The organism is Kitasatospora sp. NPDC056531 (genome assembly GCF_042794375.1).
Classification (GTDB): Bacteria; Actinomycetota; Actinomycetes; order Streptomycetales; family Streptomycetaceae; genus Kitasatospora.
The window spans coordinates 9,802-26,965 of record NZ_JBHTTU010000045.1 but is presented as its reverse complement, the minus strand read 5'-3'; the positions used below and the strand labels follow the sequence as shown (position 1 = coordinate 26,965).

The following is a 17,164-nucleotide window of genomic DNA, read 5'->3' as shown; positions in this document are numbered from 1 at the left end:
GTACCCCCACCGCCCCCCCCCCCCCCGCCCCTCACCACGCGGTTTGATCTCTCCTCTTCCCCCCCCCCCCCCCCCTCCGCCGTGCTCAGGACGCGAGTCGGGGCGCGCGGCTCAGGGTGCCGGTTCGGCCGGCTTCAGCTCGTTCAGCATCGACGCCCGGAAGCGCAGCGTCCCGGCCAGCCGGGCGAAGGTCTCCGACCAGGCGGAGTCCGGGGCGGCCCCGGCGGCCAGCTCCTCCACCGCGGCGGCCGTCTCGGGGGCGAGCGCGCGCTCCGTCATCCCGAGCACCCCGCTGTGGCTCCACGGGTACGCGCCGGATGCGGCGGCCCGGGCCAGCGCCGTCACCACGGCGGTGGACAACGGCGGTGTCCACGGGGTGGCGCAGGCGCCGAGCAGCTGGAAGGCCTCTCCCAGGCCGTGCACCTCGATGAAAGCGGCCGTCCAGGCGGCCCGCTCCTCGGGCGGGAGGACGGCCAGCAGTTTGGCCGGGGCCCCGGTGACCCGCGCGGCGCGGGCCCGTCCGGCGCCGCGGGCGGGCGGTACGGGGGCCGGGCCGAGCAGCGCCCGGGCCCATTCGGCGTCGTGCTGGCGGACGGCGGCGCGGGCCCAGGCCTCGCGCAGGTCGTCGGCCCAGCTGCTGCTGGTCGCGTCCACGCTGTCGCCGACCCGCAGGGCGAGCAGCTGCTCGGGCGTCAGGCCGGTGCTCCGCGACCAGGTCGCGAGCGGCGCGGCGGCCACCACCTCGCCGAACCACCAGGCCCGTTCGCCGCGCCCGGTGGGGGACTTGGGCGCGATCCCGTCGCGCTGCATCCGTTCGTCGCACTCGGCGGGCGGGGTGACCAGCAGGTGGGTGCCGCTCTCAGCGAGGCGGACGGCGGCCTGCGCGCGCTCGGCCATCCGCAGCGCGAGCGCGGAGCCGGGCAGCGTGGAGAGCAGCTCGGCGGCGGTGGCCCGGACGTTCTTGCTGCGGTCGCCCAGCGCGGCCTCCAGGAACGGTTCGTCGGCGGGGGAGAGGCCGTCCTGCAGGGCGTCCAGGAAGAGCAGCCGGTCCTCGGCGCGCTCGGTGGACCAGGTGCTCCGCAGCAGTTCCAGCCCGGCGGCCGGGTCCCGGCGGCGCAGCAGGGTGAGGTGGGTGACCCGCTCGGCGAACAGGCCCTCGTGCCACAGCCGGTGGTCGGTCGGGTCGTCCGGCTGCCGGTCCGGCTCTGGGGCGGCGGTGCGCAGCACGAACCGCCAGTCCGGGTTGTGCGAGGCCAGCCAGCGGCCCAGCGGACCGGCCAACGCGACGGCGTCGCCGCGCAGTTCGCTGCGTGCGCGGGCGGCGTCGAGCAGCCCGGGTACCAGCGCGGCGGGCGGGCGCAGGCCCTCGAGCCGGGCGGTGGTGAGCCACTGCGGCAGCAGCTCGGCCAGGTTGGCCAGGGTGCCGCCGCCGTTGCCGCCGGCACGCCCGGCGAGCAGGACGGCCAGCCGACGGGCGGCGGCCTCGGGCATCTCCGGGCGAAGGTCCTCGGGCGCGGGTGGCCCCGGTGGCTCGGCGGCCGGTACGGGCAGGGCGCCGGCCCGGCGGCGGACGGTGGCCAGCGCGGCCAGCTCCAGCAGGGCGGTGGCCGGGTCGGACCGGTCCACGGTGTCGGCTAGCGGCAGGGCGGTGGCCGGGAGCGGGCGCCGGTCGGTGCCGAGCAGGGCGCTGGTCCGCAGGGGCTCCCACGGGTCCTGGGTGATCGTCATCGTCGGTGCTCCTGGGCGTGTCTTGTGGGTTCTGTCGGATCAGGTCGCGGCGTTGGGGTGCGTGCATCGCAAGGCGGAGGAGGGAGCCACTGCGGTGGGGGCACCTCCCGGCCGAAGGTTGGGGGACATTGGCGACCGACGACAACGCGGCGAGGTGCGCTTGTGCCCTGGGGGTACCTCCCGGCCGAAGGCTGGGGGAGCGTCGCGGACCCGGCAAGGATCCGCAAGACACGCCTTCAGGCCGAAGTGAGGCCGACCGGGCGGTGCTCGGCGGTCCAGGCCGTGACCGGGGCGAAGCCCTGGTGGCCGTACTCGCCGAAGACGGTCAGCGGGCGGCCGGTGGAGACCGCGGCCAGCCGCCACAGCGCCGCCTCCGGGACGGCCGAGGGGCGGACGGGCACGGTGTGGTGGCCGTCCGTCAGGTGCCAGCCGTCCGGGGTGCGGACCGGGACGACCCCGGCGAGCACGGTCGGCCAGCTGTCCAGCCACGGGTCGTCGGCCACCGTGGTGCCGTACCCGGCGACCGCCTCGGCGACGGTGAGCCCGGCGGGCGCTTCGGCCGGGCCGGGCTCGGGGGCGCCGTAGCGGGTGCCGAGCGCGGCGCGCAGCGGGCGGGCGCCGGGGTGGTAGGCGAGTTCGGCCTCCAGCAGGTGGCCGGTGGGCAGGGCGAGTTCGGGGGCCTGGCCGGGGCGGCCGAAGGCGAGCAGCAGGGCGGGGCGGCCGGTCTTGGCGCCGCGCAGCCAGAGCCGGCGGGTGGTGAGCCGCTCGTCGGTCGTGTCGCGGCTGCCGAGCACCAGCCAGCGGTCCCGGACGGTGGGCCCGGCCAGCACCTCGGCGGCGTCCAGGGTGTAGCCGACCCGGGCGCGGACGGTGGCGGCCAGCTCGGGCGGCAGCTCGTCGACCCGGGTGGCGGCGGTGGCCAGCAGGTGGAGCATCGCGTACTCCTCCAGCAGCCGCTCCTCCGGCAGGGTGTCCAACTCCCGTACGCGGGTGGCCAGTCCGGAGGCCTGGGCGTCGACCATCCGGGCCGCTACCTCCTCCCAGGGCCCGGCCGTGGACTGGTCGGCGAGGCCGTGCCGGATCCGGTCGGCCAGCCGTAGCCGCAGCTCGGCCGCGCCGGCCGCGACCCGCGCGCCACGCCGTTCGGCCCGGCGGCGGGCGGCCTCCGGGTCGGCCGGGGGCGCCGCGCGCTTCTCGGCGCGCCCCTGACGGGCCTTGAGCCAGTCGGCCGCCCAGTCGGCGGGTTCGCCGGCCGGCACGGCCTCGGGGGTGCCGCTCCACAGCAGGAGAAGCCCGAGTGCGTGCTTGCACGGGAACTTCCGGCTGGGGCAGCTGCACTGGTAGGCGGGCGTGGCCAGTTCGATCACGGTGCGGTACGGCGTGCGGCCGCTGCCCCGGCACTCGCCCCAGAGTGCGGCGCCGTCGGTGCCCGTCCCGGACCAGGGCGTGGGCGAGGACAGCTTGCCCGCGGCCTTCTGCGACGCGGCGTCAGGCGCCAGGGACAGGACGTGTTCGGTGCTCCAGCGTTCCTCCATGCGACCGACGGTAGGCGGGGGCACTGACAGCGGCTGACTGCCCGTCCGGACCGGGCCGGCCGTTGTCAGTGGCACGTTGCAAGGTGGTTCCCACAGGCCGGGACGCCGACCTGGCTCCCCCCGATCACCCTGCCGCCCGGGCATCCGTGTGCCCGGCGGCCGACCCGAAGGAGCCCCCATGACCGACGTTCTGCGGCAGCACGCCGAGGACGCCTTCGCCGGCGAACTGGCCGCGCTGGCCGCGCAGGACGACCGTCCGCGCCCCGAGCGTTGGAAGCTCTCGCCGTGGGCCGTGGCGACGTACCTGCTCGGCGGCGAGCTGCCCGACGGCACCGCGATCACCCCCAAGTACATCGGCCCGCGCCGCGTCGTCGAGGTCGCCGTCACCACCCTGGCGACGGACCGGGCGCTGCTGCTGCTCGGCGTGCCCGGCACCGCGAAGACCTGGGTGTCCGAGCACCTGGCGGCCGCGATCAGCGGCGACTCCACACTGCTGGTGCAGGGCACCGCCGGCACCCCCGAGGAGGCCGTCCGGTACGGCTGGAACTACGCCCAGCTGCTCACCCACGGTCCCAGCCGGGACGCCCTGGTGCCCTCGCCGCTGATGCGGGCGATGGCGGACGGCAAGCTGGCCCGGATCGAGGAGCTCACCCGCATCCCGGCCGACGTGCAGGACAGTCTGATCACCATCCTGTCCGAGAAGACGCTGCCGGTACCGGAGTTGGGCAGCGAGACCCAGGCCGTGCGCGGCTTCAACGTGATAGCCACCGCCAACGACCGCGACCGGGGCGTCAACGAGCTGTCCAGCGCGCTGCGCCGCCGCTTCAACACCGTGGTGCTGCCGCTGCCGGGCTCGCTGGACGAGGAGGTCGACATCGTCACCCGCCGGGTGAACCAGCTCGGCCGCTCCCTCGACCTGCCCGAACTGCCCGGCGGTGCCGAGGAGATCAGGCGCGTGGTGACGGTCTTCCGCGAGCTGCGGGCAGGCCTGACCGTGGACGGCCGGACGAAGGTCAAGACCCCGAGCGGCACCCTCTCCACCGCCGAGGCGATCTCGGTGGTGACCAACGGCCTGGCCCTGGCCACCCACTTCGGCGACGGCGTGCTGCGCGCCGGGGACGTGACGGCCGGCATCCTCGGCGCGGTCGTCCGCGACCCGGTGGCGGACCGGGCGGTCTGGCACGAGTACGTCGAAGGGGTGGTGCGCGAGCGCGACGGCTGGAAGGACTTCTACCGCGCCGCCCGCGAGGTGGCCGTATGAAGGACACCGAGGTCGCCCTGCTGGGCATCCGGCACCACGGGCCCGGCTCGGCCCGGGCGGTGGCCGCCGCGCTGACGCAGTGGCAGCCGGACGCGGTGCTGATCGAGGGCCCGGCGGAGGCCGACGCCGTCGTCCACCTCGCCGCCGAGAAGGACCTGGTGCCGCCGGTCGCCCTGCTCGCCCATGCGGTGGACGACCCGGCGAGGGCCGCGTTCTGGCCGTACGCCGAGTTCTCCCCGGAGTGGGTGGCGATCCGCCACGCCGTGGACCACGACCTGCCGGTCCGCTTCATCGACCTGCCCGCCGGGTACGGCTTCGCGCCCGCCGACTCCGCCGACTCCGCCGACGGGGACTCCGCCGACGGGGACTGCCCCGACGAGCTGCCCGCCGATCCGCTGGCGCTGCTCGCCGAGGCCGCCGGTCACGACGACCCGGAGCGCTGGTGGGAGGACGTGGTCGAGCACCGCGCCCCCGCCGCCGACGCGCTGGCGCCCTTCGCCGCCGTCGCCGAGGCGATGGCCGCGCTGCGCGCCGAGGGCCTCGGTGAGTCCCGGCGGGACGGACTGCGCGAGGCGTACATGCGCCAGCAGATCCGCGCCGCCCGCCGCGCCGGACACCGCCGGATCGCCGTGGTGTGCGGGGCCTTCCACGTCCCCGCGCTGGCGACGATGCCCACCGTCGCCCACGACCGGGCGCTGCTCGCCGAACTGCCGAAGAAGGTGAAGGCGGACATCACCTGGATCCCGTGGACGCACCGCCGGCTCTCCCTGGCCACCGGCTACGGCGCGGGCATCCAGTCGCCCGGCTGGTACCACCACCTGTTCACCACCGAGGGCGACCCGGTCCCGCGCTGGCTCACCCGGGCCGCCGAGCTGCTGCGCGCCGAGGACCACCCGGTCTCCTCCGCCCACGTCATCGAGGCGGTCCGGCTCGCCGAGACCCTCGCGGTACTGCGCGGCCGCCCGCTCGCCGGGCTGACCGAGACCCTGGACGCCGTCCGCGCGGTGCTCTGCGAGGGCTCGGACGTCGCCCTGGAACTCGTCCGGGACCGCCTGGTGGTCGGCGACGAGCTCGGCGAAGTCCCGGACGCCGCACCGGCGGTGCCGCTGCAGCGCGACCTCGCCCGACTGCAGCGCTCGCTGCGGCTCAAGCCCGCGGCCGCGCCCCGGGAGCTCGACCTGGACCTGCGCAAGGACACCGACGCGGCCCGCTCCCGGCTGCTGCACCGGCTGCGGCTGCTGGGCGTCGAGTGGGGCGTGCCGGCCCGCTCCTCGGTCAACTCCACCGGGACGTTCCGGGAGAGCTGGCGGCTGTGCTGGCAGCCCGAGTTCGCGGTCCGGATCGCCGAGGCCGCCCAGTGGGGCACCACGGTGGAGGAGGCCGCCGTCAACAAGGCGGTCGGCACCGCCCGGGCCGCCGTCGAACTCGCCGAGCTGACCGGCCTGGTGGAGGCCTGTCTGCTGGCCGGGCTGTCCGGCGCGCTGCCCGCCGTGATGCGGGTGCTCGCCGACTGCGCCGCCCTGGACACCGACGTCGCGCACCTGGCGGGCGCGCTGCCCGCGCTGGTCCGCGCGCTGCGCTACGGCGATGTGCGCGGCACCGACCACGGCGCGCTCGCCGGGGCCGCGGCGGGCCTGGCCGAGCGGGTCTGCGTCGGACTGCCGCCCGCCTGCGTCGGCCTGGACACGGCGAGCGCGGCGGCGATGCGCGCCCGGATCGACGAGGTGCACGGCGCGATCGCCCTGCTCGACCCGGATGCCTCCGGACAAGCCGCCCGGGGAGCCTCCCCGGACACCGACGGCCTGGCCGACCGCTGGGCCGCCGCCCTGCACTCGCTCGCCCGCCGCGAGCCCGCCGGCGGACCGGCCACCGGCGCCCCCGGCCTGCTGCGCGGCCGCGCCGTCCGGCTGCTGCTGGACGACGGCCGGCTGGACTCCGAGGAGGCCGGCCGACGGCTGCGGCTGGTGCTGTCCGTCGCCAGCGCCCCGGGGGACGCAGCCGGCTGGGTCGAGGGCTTCCTCACCGGCGGCGGCGCCCTGCTGCTGCACGACCCCCGGCTGCTCGCGCTGCTGGACGAGTGGCTCACCGGCGTCGGCGCCGAGGTCTTCACCGACGTCCTGCCGCTGCTGCGCCGCACCTTCGCCGGGCTGGAGGCGGGCGTGCGCACCACCATCGGCGGCCGGGTCGCGGCCGGCCCGCTCGGCGTGGCCCCGCCGGCACCCGAGACGGCCGGCGAACTCGACCGGGACCGCGCCGACGCCGCCGTCCCGGTGCTGGCCCTGCTGCTCGGCGTCCGCCCGAAGATCCCGCGGCAGGCCGCCGGCCGCAACACCTGACCGCCGCAACACCTGACCGAAGGAGGAGGACCCGATGGCGACCACGACCGACGAACGGCTGCGCCGCTGGCGCCTGGTGCTCGGCGGCGAGGCCGACGGCACCGGCTGCACCCTGCGCGGCCGCGACGCCGCGATGGACGGCGCCTTGGCCGCGCTCTACCGGGGCAGCCCCGATGAGGCCGGCGGGCCCCCGCGCGGCGGGCGCCGCAGCGCCGGGCTCGGCGGCTCGGCCCCGCAGGTGGCCCGCTGGCTCGGCGACATCCGCGAGTACTTCCCGTCCACCGTCGTCCAGCTGATGCAGCAGGACGCGATCACCCGACTCGGCTTGGACCGGCTGCTGCTGGAGCCGGAGATGCTGGAGGCCGTCGAGCCGGACGTGCACCTGGTCGGCACCCTGCTGTCGCTCAAGCACGCGCTGCCCGAGACCACCCGGGAGAGTGCCAGGGCCGTGGTCGGCAAGGTGGTCGCCGACCTGGAGCGCCGACTCGCCGACCGGACCAGGGCCACCCTGGGCGGCGCCCTCGACCGCAGCGCCCGGGTGAACCGGCCGCGCCACCGGGACATCGACTGGGACCGGACGATCCGGGCCAACCTGAAGAACTACCTGCCCGAGCACGGCACCGTCGTGCCCGAGCGGCTGGTCGGCTACGCCCGGGCCCAGCGCGCGGTGAAGAAGGACGTCATCCTCTGCATCGACCAGTCCGGCTCGATGGCGCCCTCGGTCGTCCACTCGGCGGTCTTCGGCGCGGTGCTCGCCTCGATGCGCACCCTGGACACCCGGCTGGTCGTCTTCGACACCTCGGTGGTCGACCTCACCGAGCAGCTCACCGACCCGGTGGACGTGCTGTTCGCCACCCAGCTCGGCGGCGGCACCGACATCAACCGCGCGCTCGCCTACTGCCAGTCGAAGATCACCCGACCGTCCGAGACCGTCGTGGTGCTGATCAGCGACCTGTACGAGGGCGGCATCCGGGACGGCATGCTGCGGCGGGTCGCCGCGATGAAGGCGGCCGGCGTCCAGTTCATCGCCCTGCTCGCGCTCTCCGACGAAGGTGCGCCGGCCTACGACCACGCCCATGCCGCCGCGCTGGCCGCGCTGGGCGCCCCGGCCTTCGCGTGCACCCCGGACGCCTTCCCCGAGATCATGGCGGCGGCGATCGAGAAGCGTCCGATCCCGCGGCACCTGATGAAGGGGTCGGACCAGGGGGTGTGAGCGCCTCACCCGGGTGGGTGAACCCATCCGATCGGTGGACCGGGCGTCCCGGCTGATCTGTGACGGTTCTCACCCAAGCCGGACAGGCCCCGGGCGGAACACGCCCGTCCCACGGGGATAACCTGCCAGACGGACGTGACGCGCGTGTTGATTGACGTGTGCGCCCGTGGCTGTGTGGGCCGCAAGGCCGTACCTCTGCGTACCCGCACCGCCCCGACGACCCGCAGCGAAGATCCTGCCGTGGCACGCTCGTAGAGACACAATCCGCGACCACGAACAAGGACAAACACGTGGACCTGTTCGAGTACCAGGCGAGGGACCTCTTCGCCAAGCACGGCGTGCCCGTGCTTGACGGCGATGTCATCGAGACCGCCGCAGACGCTGCCGCCATCGCGGAGCGCTTCGGCGGCCGCGCCGTCGTCAAGGCTCAGGTGAAGGTGGGCGGCCGCGGCAAGGCCGGTGGCGTCAAGCTCGCCGCCGACCCGGCCGACGCCGTCGCCAAGGCCGAGGCGATCCTCGGTATGGACATCAAGGGCCACACCGTGCACAAGGTGATGCTGGCCCAGACCGCGGACATCAAGGACGAGTACTACGTCTCGTTCCTGCTGGACCGCACCAACCGCACCTTCCTGGCCATGGCCAGCGTCGAGGGCGGCGTGGAGATCGAGGTCGTCGCCGAGGAGAACCCCGACGCGCTCGCCAAGATCCCGGTCGACGCCAACGAGGGCTGCACCCCGGAGAAGGCCGCCGAGATCGTCGCCGCGGCGAAGTTCCCGGCCGAGGTCGCCGACCAGGTCGCCGATGTCCTGCAGAAGCTGTGGAAGGTCTTCATCGCCGAGGACGCCCTCCTCGTCGAGGTCAACCCGCTGATCAAGTCCGGCGACGGCAAGATCATCGCGCTCGACGGCAAGGTCTCCCTGGACGAGAACGCCGACTTCCGCCAGCCCGAGCACGAGGCCCTGGAGGACAAGGCCGCGGCCAACCCGCTGGAGGCCGCAGCCAAGGCCAAGGGCCTGAACTACGTCAAGCTCGACGGCCAGGTCGGCATCATCGGCAACGGCGCGGGCCTCGTCATGAGCACCCTCGACGTGGTCGCCTACGCCGGTGAGAAGCACGGCGGCGTCAAGCCCGCCAACTTCCTCGACATCGGTGGCGGCGCGTCCGCCGAGGTCATGGCGAACGGCCTGGAGATCATCCTGGGCGACCCCGACGTCAAGTCGGTCTTCGTCAACGTCTTCGGCGGCATCACCGCGTGCGACGCGGTCGCCAACGGCATCGTGCAGGCCCTGGAGCTCCTCGCGAGCAAGGGCGAGAACGTCACCAAGCCGCTGGTCGTCCGTCTGGACGGCAACAACGCGGAGCTGGGTCGCAAGATCCTCGACGACGCCAACCACCCGCTGGTCCAGCGCGTGGACACCATGGACGGCGCCGCTGACCGCGCCGCCGAGCTGGCCAACAAGTAAGGAAGGGGACTTAACACCATGGCTATCTTCCTTACCAAGGACAGCAAGGTCATCGTCCAGGGCATGACCGGCTCCGAGGGCATGAAGCACACCCGCCGCATGCTCGCCTCCGGCACCCAGATCGTCGGCGGTGTCAACCCGCGCAAGGCCGGCACCACGGTCGACGTCGACGGCACCGAGGTGCCCGTCTTCGGCTCCGTCGCCGAGGCGATGGAGAAGACCGGCGCCGACGTCACCGTCATCTTCGTGCCGCCGAAGTTCACCAAGGACGCCGTCGTCGAGGCCATCGACGCCGAGATCGGCCTGGCCGTCGTCATCACCGAGGGCGTCCCGGTGCACGACACCGCCGCCTTCTGGGCGTACGCCGGTTCGAAGGGCAACAAGACCCGGGTCATCGGCCCGAACTGCCCCGGCCTGATCAGCCCCGGACAGTCGAACGCCGGCATCATCCCGGCCGACATCACCAGCTCCGGCAAGATCGGCCTGGTCTCGAAGTCCGGCACCCTGACCTACCAGCTCATGTACGAGCTGCGTGACATCGGCTTCTCCTCGGCCGTGGGCATCGGCGGTGACCCGGTCATCGGCACCACCCACATCGACGCCCTCAAGGCGTTCCAGGAGGACCCGGAGACCGAGATCATCGTCATGATCGGTGAGATCGGTGGCGACGCCGAGGAGCGTGCCGCGGCCTACATCGCCGAGCACGTCACCAAGCCGGTCGTCGGCTACGTCGCGGGCTTCACCGCCCCCGAGGGCAAGACCATGGGCCACGCCGGCGCCATCGTCTCCGGCTCCTCGGGCACCGCCCAGGCGAAGAAGGAGGCCCTCGAGGCCGCCGGTGTCAAGGTCGGCAAGACGCCGTCCGAGACCGCCCGTCTGGCCCGCGAGATCATCGCCGGCTGACGTCGGTCCCTTGCGCGGTGAGCGCCCCCGCCCTTCCCGGGCGGGGGCGCTCGCCGTTTCGGCGCCTCAGCGCTTCGGGCCCGTCGTGCAGGGCAGCGGGGACCACAGCGGGCACGCCGCCGGCCCCTGCCGCGGGGGCGGCGCCTGGACCTCCGCCGAGGCCGGCAGCTCCCAGCCCGCCACCGCCCGCGACTGCGGATCCACCACCACCGCCGCCAGGCCCGGCGCCGGGCTGCACCACAGGCTGGCGATGCCGTTCGGCGCCCCGCCCGGCAGCAGCGGCACACCCGGCGGCGCCACCTTCGCATTCGGGGCCGGCACGCACAGCGTGGGGGCCGGCGGGTCATCCGACTCGAACAGCGCCGCCGGGCGCAGCCCCGCCAGGGTCGCCAGCGTCGCCCCGCCCACCGCCAGGGTCAGCAGCGCCGCCGCGCCCGTCCGGCTCGCCGTCCACACCCGGTGCCGGGCCCGCAGCACCGGCACCGGCGAGCGGTGCGGCTCCGGGCACCCCCGCACCGCCGCCCGGTGCAGCAGCCCGCTCAGCCCGTCCGCGAACCCCGGCGCCGCCGGATCCGGCCCCACCAGCTCGGGCACCCACTGCGCCAGCGCCGCCCGCGCCGCCCACACCCGCCCCTCGGCCGCCGCCCGGGTCGACTCCGCCTCCACCGCGATCGCCGCCGCCGGCAGCCCCAGCCCGTCGTGGAGCACCAGCGCCCGCCGCTGCGGCCGCGACAACCGGCGCAGGGCCTTCAGCAGCGCCCTGTCCCGATCGGTCAGCCGGTCCTGGTCAGGCAGCACCGCCTGCGCCTCGTCCGCCGGCCGCACCCTGATCCGCCGATGCGGCAGCGTCCACGCGTGCGCCCGCCACGGCCCGCCCCGGTGCCACGGCGACAACGCCAACTCGCACGCCCGCACCCGTACCCAACCCTCCGGATCCCCCGACCCGACCACCTCGGCCCACCCCCGCCGCGCCTCCCCGAACGCCCGCCGCACACAGTGCACCGCCCGGTGCCGGCACGCGGTCAGCAGGAACACCTGCTGCACCAGCCGGGTGTGCGCCTCCTCGTAGAGATCGGCGAAGCTCGCCACGGGTTCGTCCGAGAGGTCCCGCCGGCTCCCGGCTTCGGTGAGGGCCATGTCGATGCGCTCCCTGCGGTCGGCGGGCGAGGGCGCGTCCTGCTGCGGGACGGTCTGCCGCTCCGCGCTCGCGCTCGGGCCGGTGGCCGCGCCGCCGCGCTTCCGGGCATCGGCGGGTGCGGTGGGTGGGTGCTGCCGCGGGGTCGGGGCGTCGGTCCCGGTCCGGCCGGGGGCCCCGCGGTGCTCGGGTCCGCGCTCGGTGCCGACGACGGGGGAGCGGTGCTGCTGGTCGCACCGGTCGGGTACGCCGGGTGCCGGGTGCCGGGTCGCGGTCGGGGTGGTCGTCATGCCGCCGTGTTCTCCCGAGGCCGTGGGGGCCGCTCGCGTGCTGGTGTGCGGGGTCGGGGGGAGCCGGTCCGGGCGGACGGGGGGTGCGGTTCCGATGAGGGCGATGGCGGCGGCCTCGGTGGGGCAGCCGAGCTTCCGCAGGGCGCGGTGCAGGAGGTTGCGCGCGGTGGTGGGGGTGACCCCGAGGGCGGCGGCGGTGTGCTGGAGGTCGTGCCCGGCGGCGAGGTGGGCGAGGACCTGGGACTCACCGGGTGTCAGCTTCCGCGGCGGGTCGGTGGCGTGGGTGGGTGGCGTGGTCATCAGACGCTCCGGGCCGGGGCGCCGACGGCTTGGGGGCAGGGTCTGAAAAGGCGCATAAGCCAATAATCTGGGACACGGCGGCGGTTTGCCGCTTCACGGAGCATGGCGAGTCGCCTTGGCAGCATGAGGCCCATGACACAGCTGATGGGCCGTCCGATCCTGGAAGCGTCTGGCGAATTGGGCGGACGCCCCGTGCTGGCCGACCTGTTGGCGGGGGTGCGGACTGCGTTGGTCGGCCTGGCGGTGGTCACGGTACCGGTGCTCGGTCTCTGGGTCGCGACACCGTACGCCGACTCGGGCGCGGCGCGCGCCACCCGGTTGGCGGGTGCACTCTGGCTGCTGGGGCACGGCGCCCCGGTGCTGCGCGGGGACGGGGGTGCCCCACTGACCGTCACCCCGCTGCTGCTCGGCGCCTTGGCTGTGGTGCGGCTGTACCGGGCGGGGGCCGGGGTGGCGGCCCGGCGCGGGCTGCGCTCGCGGTGGGGCGGCCCGTTCGCGCTCTGGACGGGCTACTGCGCGGTGGCGGTCGCGGTGGCGCTGCACTGCGCGGGCGCCGGGCTGTTCCGCAGCCGGGTGCTGCCGGACCTCCTGGTGGTCGGCCTGCTCGCCGGGCTGGCGACCGTCGCGGGCGTCCGCTCGGCGCGGCCCCTGCCCACCGCGGTGCACCCGCTGCTCGACCGGCTGCCCCCGGGCTGGCGGCTGACCGGCGGCGCGGCCGCGGTACGGCGGGCGGCCGGCGCGGCCGGGGCGGGGCTGGTCGCGGCCGGCGGGGTGCTGGTGGCGGTGGCGGCGGTGCTGGACGCGGTGACCGGCGGCGGCCGCGGGGCGGGGCTGCTCAGGGGCGGGCCCGCCGCCTTGCTCGGGCTGCTGCTGCTCGCGGTGGTGCTGCTGCCGAACGCGGTGCTGTGGGGTGCGGCGTACGCGCTGGGCCCGGGCTTCGAGGTCGGTGCCGGGACGCTGGTGTCGCCGGGCGGTACGGAGCTCGGCCCGGTGCCGGAGTTCCCGCTGTTCGCCCTGCTGCCCCAGGAGGGCCCGGGCGGCTGGCGGCTGGCGGCGCTGGCACTGCCGCTGCTGGCGGGGTTGGTGCCGGCGGTTCTGCTGGGCCGTGCGGCGGCCGGCCGGCCGGGCCCGCGGGTGGACGGCGACCCCTGGCCGGCGGCCGCGACGGTGACGGCGTCGCTGGCGGCCGCGCTGCTGCTCGGTGCCGGGGCGGCGGCGCTGGGCTGGCTGTCGGGCGGGGCGCTGGCGGGGGAGCGGATGGCCTGGTTGGGGCCGCTGCCGTGGCGGACGGGCCTGGCGGCGACGGGCTGGCTGGCGCTGGTCGCCGTCCCGGGCGCCCTCTTGGTCCGGCACCGCGTGCTCGGCCCGTCGGCCGACCGGTCCTCCCCGGCCGGCCGGGCCCCGGCGGCCGCCCCGGGCGCGTACGCCGGGCTCGCGGTGCACGCGCACCGGAGTGCACTGCGGCTGCGCGCCCGTGCGTACGTCCTCGTGCTGCGGCTGTCCGGCCGGGGTCCCGCCGGCTGAACCCGGTGGCTACTCCGCGTTCCCGGTGAAGTCGACGTACCACTGCGGGGCGTACCGGTCGCAGTTCTCCGCGCCGACGTTGGTCAGCGAGTCCCGGACGCAGGTCGCGTAGTCCTGGTAGTAGACCCCGAGCCCGACCATCAGGCCGACCATCGCGACGGTCATCGCACCGGTCAGGATCCCGGCGAGCGCGGCCGGGGTGAGCGGGTTCGGCGCCGGGGCGCCGGGGACGGCCCCGGCCGGGGCGCCACCGGTCGCGGCCGTCGGCTGCTTGGCCCGCAGCGCGCTGACCCCCCAGTAGATCCCGAGCAGCCCGACCAGCAGCGCGATCCAGTGGAACTCCGCGAACAGGCAGACCAGCGCGAACGGCCCGGCCAGCGCGGCGTTGCGGGCCCGGCGGTGGGCCGGGTTGGTGGGGTCGAGCCGGGGCGGCTGCGGGACGGGCGGGCGTTGGCCGGGGCGGCCGTCGCCGAGGCCCTGGCCCCACGGCGGGGGGAGCTGCGGGCGGTCGCCGCCGCCCTGGCCGCCGTTGCCCTCAGGGCCCTGACCGGGCCAGGGGCCGCGCGGCTGCCACGGCTGGTCCGGGGCGTCCGCCGGCGGCGGCGCGAAGGGGTTGTGCTCGCCGTTGTCGTCGCCGCTGCTCATCGGTTCAGCCATTCCTTCTCGGTCGGGGGCCGTGTGGAGGGTCTCGCGTCGGAGCGGTCTCCCGCGCCCCCAATGATCCCGCAACCGTTCGAGGCCCTGGCGGGGGCCCGTGCCCCGGCCGGGGCGGGGTGCGCAACTCCGGTGCGCGGGGCCCGAGGAGATCCCCGTCTCAACTACGCGCGTAGCGCCGCGGGGAGGGTGCGGAGGCCGTCCGACCAGCCGTTATCGTGGTGACGGTCAGCAGCTCACATTGGTTCCCGGGGCCCGCGTCGCGGCGGGTTCTCCTGGTGTTCCCCTTCGCTCGACCTGCCGTTCGTAGTGGCCCCACCGCCGGTGGATGTACCAGCGGACGGCGCCCGACCTACGGAGAATCGCGCAGTGGCCGCCGCCCCCGCTCAGCTCTTCCCGCCCCGTACGCCCGGACCGGCCCGCCTGGTGGTGCTGGTCTCCGGCTCCGGCACCAATCTGCAGGCGCTGATCGACGCCGTCGCCGATCCGGCCTACGGCGCCGAGATCATCGCGGTGGGCGCGGACCGGGACGGGATCGCCGGTTTGGAGCGCGCCGAGAAGGCGGGCCTGCTGACCTTCGTCCACCGGGTGAAGGACTTCCCGGACCGCGCCGACTGGGACCGCGCGCTGACCGCCTCCGTCGCCGCCCACCAGCCGGACCTGGTGGTCACGGCCGGCTTCATGAAGATCCTCGGCCCCGAGTTCATCGCGGCCTTCGCCGGACGGATCGTCAACACCCATCCCGCACTGCTGCCCTCCTTCCCGGGCGCCCACGGCGTCACCGACGCGCTCGCGTACGGGGTGAAGGTCACCGGCTGCACCGTCCACCTGGTCGACGCCGGGGTGGACACCGGGCCGATCATCGCGCAGGGCGTCGTCGAGGTCGTCGACGCCGACCACGCCGATGGCGGCGACGCGCTGCACGAGCGCATCAAGACTGTCGAGCGCAAGCTGCTCGTCGACGTCGTGGGCCGGCTGGCCCGCGAAGGTCACCGCATCGAGGACCGAAAGGTATGGATTCCGGCACATGAGTGAGCGCAGCGAACGAGTCATCGAGGAAGGTGCCTGGCGCGCAGCGCCCACCGAGCGCAGCGAGGTGGGAGCATGAGTGCCAGCTCCACCACGCCCCCCGTTTCGGAGAACATCCGTCCGATCCGTCGCGCGCTGATCAGCGTGTACGACAAGACCGGTCTGGAGGAGCTGGCCCGGGGCCTGCACGCCGCCGGGGTCGCCATCGTCTCCACCGGTTCCACCGCCGGCCGGATCGCCGCCGCCGGTGTCCCGGTGACCGAGGTCTCCGAGCTGACCGGCTTCCCGGAGTGCCTGGACGGGCGCGTGAAGACGCTGCACCCCCGCGTGCACGCCGGCGTGCTCGCCGACCTGCGCCTGGAGTCGCACCGCGCGCAGCTGGCCGAACTCGGCGTCGAGCCCTTCGACCTGGTCGTGGTGAACCTCTACCCGTTCAAGGCCACCGTCGCCTCCGGCGCCACGCCCGACGAGTGCGTGGAGCAGATCGACATCGGCGGCCCGAGCATGGTGCGCGCCGCCGCCAAGAACCACCCCTCGGTGGCCGTCGTGGTCGACCCGGCCCGCTACGGCGACGTGCTGACGGCCGTCCGGGAGGGCGGCTTCGACCTGGCCACCCGCAAGCGCCTGGCCGGTGCCGCGTTCGCCCACACCGCCGCCTACGACGTGGCCGTCGCCTCCTGGTTCGAGGCCGGCTACGCCCCGAGCGACACTGCGAACATCAGCGGCTCCGCCGCGGGGTTCCCCGAGTTCCTGGGCGGCACCTGGGAGCGGCAGAACGTGCTGCGCTACGGCGAGAACCCGCACCAGGGCGCCGCGCTGTACAGCGACGGCACCGGCGGCCTGGCCGGCGCCCAGCAGCTGCACGGCAAGGAGATGTCGTACAACAACTACGTCGACACCGACGCCGCCCGCCGCGCCGCGTACGACCACGCCGAGCCGGCCGTCGCGATCATCAAGCACGCCAACCCGTGCGGCATCGCGACCGGCGCCGACGTCGTCGAGGCGCACCGCAAGGCGCACGAGTGCGACCCGGTCTCCGCGTACGGCGGCGTGATCGCGGTCAACCGCCCGGTCACCGTCGAGCTGGCCGAGCAGATCGCCCCGATCTTCACCGAGGTCGTCGTGGCCCCCGGCTACGAGGACGGCGCCGTCGAGGTGCTGGCCCGCAAGAAGAACCTGCGGGTGCTGCTCGCCCCCGAGGCGCCGGCCAACCGCCAGGAGGTCCGCCCGATCTCCGGCGGCGTGCTGCTCCAGGACGCCGACCGGGTCCAGGCCGAGGGCGACGACCCGGCGAACTGGACGCTGGCCACCGGCGAGGCGCTCTCCGCGGCCGAGCTGGCCGAGCTGGCCTTCGCCTGGCGCGCCTGCCGGGCCGTCAAGTCCAACGCGATCCTGCTGGCCAAGGACGGCGCCTCGGTCGGCGTCGGCATGGGCCAGGTCAACCGGGTCGACTCCTGCAAGCTCGCGGTCGAGCGGGCCGGCGAGCGGGCCAAGGGCTCGTACGCGGCCTCGGACGCCTTCTTCCCGTTCCCGGACGGCCCGGAGATCCTGATCGCCGCCGGCGTCAAGGCGATCGTCCAGCCGGGCGGTTCGATCCGCGACGAGCAGGTCATCGAGGCGGCCGAGAAGGCGGGCGTGACGATGTACTTCACCGGCGCGCGCCACTTCTTCCACTGAGCCGTCGGTCGGCAGGACGAGAGCGGTAGTGGGGGGGGGGGGGAGGTGGGTTTCGTCGGGAGGGAGGGGGGGGTTGGTTTTTTTTCTTTTTTTCTCTTTTGTGCCTTCGTCTTTGC

At 75.2% G+C, this 17,164-nt stretch carries 12 protein-coding genes; 8 read left to right on the top strand and 4 right to left on the bottom strand.

Going from position 1 to position 17,164, the window contains the following annotated elements; translation table 11 throughout:
- Nucleotides 1-111 precede the first annotated feature (111 nt).
- Together ACFQ87_RS29675 and ACFQ87_RS29670 are read right to left on the bottom strand one after the other, a co-directional pair.
- On the bottom strand, nucleotides 112-1,728 hold the full coding sequence (locus ACFQ87_RS29675) for a DUF5691 domain-containing protein (protein WP_380613921.1): 1,617 nt from the start codon (nucleotides 1,726-1,728) through the stop codon (nucleotides 112-114).
- Between the two features lie 236 nt (nucleotides 1,729-1,964).
- On the bottom strand, nucleotides 1,965-3,263 hold the full coding sequence (locus tag ACFQ87_RS29670; protein ID WP_380613920.1) for an SWIM zinc finger family protein: 1,299 nt from the start codon (nucleotides 3,261-3,263) through the stop codon (nucleotides 1,965-1,967).
- A 178-nt stretch (nucleotides 3,264-3,441) separates the two neighbouring features.
- Here ACFQ87_RS29670 and ACFQ87_RS29665 point away from each other — a divergent pair, with 178 nt between their 5' ends.
- The 5 genes from ACFQ87_RS29665 (at nucleotide 3,442) to sucD (ending at nucleotide 10,439) form a co-directional block, all read left to right on the top strand.
- Complete coding sequence (locus tag ACFQ87_RS29665; RefSeq protein WP_380613919.1) at nucleotides 3,442-4,524, top strand: AAA family ATPase; 1,083 nt, start codon at nucleotides 3,442-3,444, stop codon at nucleotides 4,522-4,524.
- On the top strand, nucleotides 4,521-6,860 hold the full coding sequence (locus ACFQ87_RS29660) for a DUF5682 family protein (RefSeq protein WP_380613918.1): 2,340 nt from the start codon (nucleotides 4,521-4,523) through the stop codon (nucleotides 6,858-6,860). Before ACFQ87_RS29665 ends, ACFQ87_RS29660 begins: the two co-directional genes overlap by 4 nt.
- 34 nt (nucleotides 6,861-6,894) lie before the next feature.
- Complete coding sequence (locus tag ACFQ87_RS29655) at nucleotides 6,895-8,073, top strand: VWA domain-containing protein (protein WP_380613917.1); 1,179 nt, start codon at nucleotides 6,895-6,897, stop codon at nucleotides 8,071-8,073.
- Between the two features lie 290 nt (nucleotides 8,074-8,363).
- Nucleotides 8,364-9,536, top strand: coding sequence for an ADP-forming succinate--CoA ligase subunit beta (gene sucC / locus ACFQ87_RS29650; RefSeq protein ID WP_380613916.1), 1,173 nt, complete (start codon nucleotides 8,364-8,366; stop codon nucleotides 9,534-9,536).
- 18 nt (nucleotides 9,537-9,554) lie between these two features.
- On the top strand, nucleotides 9,555-10,439 hold the full coding sequence (gene sucD, locus ACFQ87_RS29645; RefSeq protein WP_380613915.1) for a succinate--CoA ligase subunit alpha: 885 nt from the start codon (nucleotides 9,555-9,557) through the stop codon (nucleotides 10,437-10,439).
- Between the two features lie 66 nt (nucleotides 10,440-10,505).
- Here the strand turns inward: sucD and ACFQ87_RS29640 are convergent, their stop codons facing one another.
- Nucleotides 10,506-12,164 carry a hypothetical protein gene (locus tag ACFQ87_RS29640; RefSeq protein ID WP_380613914.1) on the bottom strand — a complete coding sequence of 553 codons (1,659 nt, stop codon included), beginning with the start codon at nucleotides 12,162-12,164 and terminating at the stop codon, nucleotides 10,506-10,508.
- A gap of 132 nt (nucleotides 12,165-12,296) precedes the next feature.
- On the opposite strand from ACFQ87_RS29640, the gene ACFQ87_RS29635 reads away from it, so the two are divergent.
- Nucleotides 12,297-13,688 (top strand): DUF6350 family protein, encoded by a 1,392-nt coding sequence (locus tag ACFQ87_RS29635; RefSeq protein ID WP_380613913.1) that lies wholly within the window; start codon nucleotides 12,297-12,299, stop codon nucleotides 13,686-13,688.
- A 9-nt stretch (nucleotides 13,689-13,697) separates the two neighbouring features.
- On the opposite strand, the gene ACFQ87_RS29630 is transcribed toward ACFQ87_RS29635, so the two are convergent.
- Nucleotides 13,698-14,333: a hypothetical protein gene (locus ACFQ87_RS29630; protein ID WP_380613912.1), complete on the bottom strand. Its 636-nt coding sequence runs from the start codon at nucleotides 14,331-14,333 to the stop codon at nucleotides 13,698-13,700.
- Nucleotides 14,334-14,711: 378 nt separating this feature from the next.
- On the opposite strand from ACFQ87_RS29630, the gene purN reads away from it, so the two are divergent.
- Together purN and purH are read left to right on the top strand one after the other, a co-directional pair.
- Nucleotides 14,712-15,377 (top strand): phosphoribosylglycinamide formyltransferase, encoded by a 666-nt coding sequence (purN, locus tag ACFQ87_RS29625; RefSeq protein ID WP_380613911.1) that lies wholly within the window; start codon nucleotides 14,712-14,714, stop codon nucleotides 15,375-15,377.
- Nucleotides 15,378-15,446: 69 nt separating this feature from the next.
- Nucleotides 15,447-17,048, top strand: a complete 1,602-nt coding sequence (gene purH / locus ACFQ87_RS29620; RefSeq protein ID WP_380613910.1) for a bifunctional phosphoribosylaminoimidazolecarboxamide formyltransferase/IMP cyclohydrolase — start codon at nucleotides 15,447-15,449, stop codon at nucleotides 17,046-17,048.
- The last annotated feature ends 116 nt before the right edge of the window (nucleotides 17,049-17,164 follow it).